Origin of the sequence: Phenylobacterium sp. (assembly GCF_036821595.1) — a bacterium.
Classification (GTDB): Bacteria; Pseudomonadota; Alphaproteobacteria; order Caulobacterales; family Caulobacteraceae; genus Phenylobacterium.
Window position 1 is genome coordinate 1 of sequence record NZ_DAISJG010000150.1, and the last position, 2861, is coordinate 2861.

Below are 2861 nucleotides of genomic sequence, written 5' to 3' on the forward strand. Positions count from 1 at the left end.
ACCCCAGCCGCCGCCGCCACCGCCCCAGCCCCCGCCGCGGTGGCGCGAACCGCCGCTCGACAGGATCAGCGGCAGGAGCCACCAGAGCCCGGAGCGCCTGCGCCGCCCGCGGCCGAACAGGCCGAGAATGCCGCCCAGGATCCAGAACACGAAGAAGATGACGAAGATCAGCGGGATCGGCGAGCCGCCGCCGGACCTCTGGACGGGCCGCTCGGCCGCCTGGGCCACGCGGGCCTTGGCCTCGTCCTCGGGCAGGGCGAGCTGCTCGATCACCGCCTCGGTCCCCGAGACGACGCCCTGCTCCATCTGGCCCTCGCGGAAGTAGGGGAGCACGCGCTGCTGCAGGATGACGCTGGACAGCGCGTCTGTGAGGATACCCTCCAGGCCGTAGCCGACCTCGAGGCGCACCTGCCGTTCGGAGGGGGCCACGAGGAAGACCACCCCGTCGTCCTCGCCCTTGCGGCCGATCTGCCAGGCGCGGCCGAGCTGGTAGCCATACTCCTCGATCTCGTAGCCCTGCAGGTCGGCGACGGTGGCGACCACCATCTGCCGGCCGGTCTGGGCTTCCAGCTGGGCGAGCCTGTCGGTGAGCTGCTGCTCGGTGGCCGGGGACAGCATGTTCGCGTTGTCGACCACCCGTCCGCTGAGCGGCGGGAACTTCGGCTGCGCGAACGCCGCCGTGGCCGAACCGACGAGGACCAGGAGCGCGAGGACGAGGCCCCGCGCTCCCGCGAAGGCAGGCATCACTGGGTCGGCGCAGGCGTCGCGCTGGGCGCCGGGCCGACGGGCGGGGCGGCCGAGGTCGGCGGCGCGGAGCCCGGGGCGGCCCCGTCCGGAACCGGCGCGCCGGGCTGGGCCCCGCCGAAGTCCACCGTCGGCGCGCTCTGCGCCGAGGCCGAGGCCTGGAAGAGCTGCATGGGCTTCGAGCCGCCGTGGATCGTCTTGGCCCAGATGATCGTCGGGAAGGTGCGCAGGCTGGTGTTGTAGTCGCGGACCGCCTCGTTGTAGTCCCGCCGCGACACGGCGATGCGGTTCTCCGTGCCTTCCAGCTGGCTCTGCAGGGCCAGGAAGTTCTGGTTCGACTTCAGATCCGGGTAGCGCTCCTGGATCATCATCAGCCGCCCGAGCACGCCGGTCAGCCGGTCCTGCGCCTGCTGGTACTGCTGGAACCGGGCGGGATCGGTGAGGGTGGAGGCGTCCACCTGCACCTGGGTCGCCGACGCGCGGGCCTCGGTCACCTCGCGCAGCACGGTGCGCTCCTGCGCCGCGTAGCCGCGGACCGTCTCCACGAGGTTCGGGATCAGGTCGGCCCGCCGCTGGTACTGGCTCTGGACGTCGGCCCACTTGGCGCGGGCGTTCTCTTCCTTGGTCGGGATGGTGTTGATGCCGCAGCCGGCGAGCATCACCGGGGCGAACAGGAGCACGGCGGCCAGCGCCAGGCGTTTGCGAAGCGTCTTCACGTGTCTCAGGGCTCCCCAAGAAGTCCAAGCTGAAGCTTGGTGTCCCGCATATGTGGCCCCGACATTGATCCGGCGCAATCGCGCAGGCATCACGGACCCTGGAGCGAGGAAGCTCCGGACCTGGGCGGGAGTTCCTCATCCATGGCGCAGGCGCGGCCCTACTACGCCGACCGTGGTCTTTCGGCGGCCTTCTACGACGTGGTCACCGCCGCCGACGCGCGGCTCGCTGGCGACGTGGACATCTACGCCGGCCTCGCCCCTGCGGGCTCCTCCGTGCTCGAGCTGGGCGCCGGCACCGGCCGCGTGACCTTCGCCCTGGCGGAGCGCGGCTATTCCGTCACCGGGATCGAGATCGCGCCGGCCATGCTGGAGAAGGCGCGGGCGCGGCTCGCGTCGTTGCCGGCCGACGTCGCGGCGCGTGTGGAGCTGCGCCGCGGGGACATGACCGCGCTCGACCTGAAGCGGACCTTCGACCTGGTGGTCTGCCCCTATTTCACCCTGGCCCACGTCCCCGCCGGGACCGCCTGGCGCAACACCTTCGCCACCGCCGCGCGACACCTCGCTTCGGGCGGCCGGGCCGCCTTCCACCTGCCGCTTCTGGAGATCATGCGGATGCCCGGCCCGCCGCCGGAGATGGTGGTCATGGACCAGCCCCTGCCCGGCGGCGGGCGGCTGAACCTCCACGTCCTGGAGCGCAATTTCCGCGAAGGCGTCGGGCGGCTGGATCAGGTGATCGACTATGTGGAGCGGGATGCGAACGGCGCCGTCGTCCGGCGCTCCGCCGAGCGGCTGACCTACTACCTGGCCGACCCGGAGCCGCTCGCGGCCTCGGCCGGCCTGCTGCAGGACCGCGACCCGATCCCGCTGGGGGGCGTGGGCGAGATCCGGGTTTTCCGCAAGGCCTAGTGCGAGCGCACCCGGCGCCAGGCCTTCGCCGGACTGTGGCGGCGGATGAAGGCGGTGAGAAGCGCCATCCAGGCGGTGGTCAGCAGCATCGCCTTGCCCGCCACGCCCGTGTTGAACTTCAGGAAGGTCAGGGCGGCGACCCAGAGGACCAAGGGGACCAGCCAGCCGGCCAGGAGCAGGCAGCTGCGCCAGTTCACCGGCCTTGGACGATCATCGCGCATCACGCGTCTCCCGGTGCGAAGTGTATCACGTCCGGGTGGCGAATTCAGCGTCTCCGGTGGCCGCCACGACCTGGTCGTCGAAGCTCGCGTGCGCCGAGGTGTAGAGCCGGTGGTAGAGCCCGCCGGCCCGCATCAGGGCGTCGTGGTCGCCCTGCTCCAGGATCCGGCCCTCGCTCAGCACGATGATCCGGTCGGCGTCGCGGATCGTCGCCAGCCGGTGGGCGATGACCATGCAGGTCCGGCCCGCGAACAGCACCTTCAGCGCCTGCTGGAT

4 protein-coding genes and 1 pseudogene are annotated in these 2861 nt (G+C 71.7%); 1 reads left to right on the forward strand and 4 read right to left on the reverse strand.

Annotated features, from left to right (window positions below; all coding sequences use genetic code 11):
• On the reverse strand, positions 1 to 744 hold a 744-nt coding region (locus tag V7Z97_RS19985), incomplete at its 3' end, for a TPM domain-containing protein (RefSeq protein WP_334165322.1).
• Positions 744 to 1469, reverse strand: coding sequence for a LemA family protein (locus V7Z97_RS19990; RefSeq protein ID WP_442958056.1), 726 nt, complete (start codon positions 1467 to 1469; stop codon positions 744 to 746). The genes V7Z97_RS19990 and V7Z97_RS19985, both read right to left, overlap by 1 nt.
• A gap of 132 nt (positions 1470 to 1601) precedes the next feature.
• On the opposite strand from V7Z97_RS19990, the gene V7Z97_RS19995 reads away from it, so the two are divergent.
• Positions 1602 to 2366, forward strand: coding sequence for a class I SAM-dependent methyltransferase (locus V7Z97_RS19995; protein WP_334165324.1), 765 nt, complete (start codon positions 1602 to 1604; stop codon positions 2364 to 2366).
• Here V7Z97_RS19995 and V7Z97_RS20000 read toward each other — a convergent pair.
• On the reverse strand, positions 2363 to 2587 hold the full coding sequence (locus V7Z97_RS20000; protein WP_334165327.1) for a hypothetical protein: 225 nt from the start codon (positions 2585 to 2587) through the stop codon (positions 2363 to 2365). The two genes, V7Z97_RS19995 and V7Z97_RS20000, sit on opposite strands and share 4 nt — an antisense overlap.
• A 25-nt stretch (positions 2588 to 2612) precedes the next feature.
• Positions 2613 to 2861: pseudogene (locus V7Z97_RS20005) on the reverse strand (ABC transporter ATP-binding protein); the annotation flags it as partial.

What these genes read in the sequence shown, in the direction of transcription:
- V7Z97_RS19995 (WP_334165324.1), top strand. Translation starts at nt 1,602, where the DNA reads ATGGCGCAGGCGCGGCCCTACTACGCCGACCGTGGTCTTTCGGCGGCC.
- V7Z97_RS20000 (WP_334165327.1), bottom strand. Translation starts at nt 2,587, where the DNA reads ATGCGCGATGATCGTCCAAGGCCGGTGAACTGGCGCAGCTGCCTGCTC.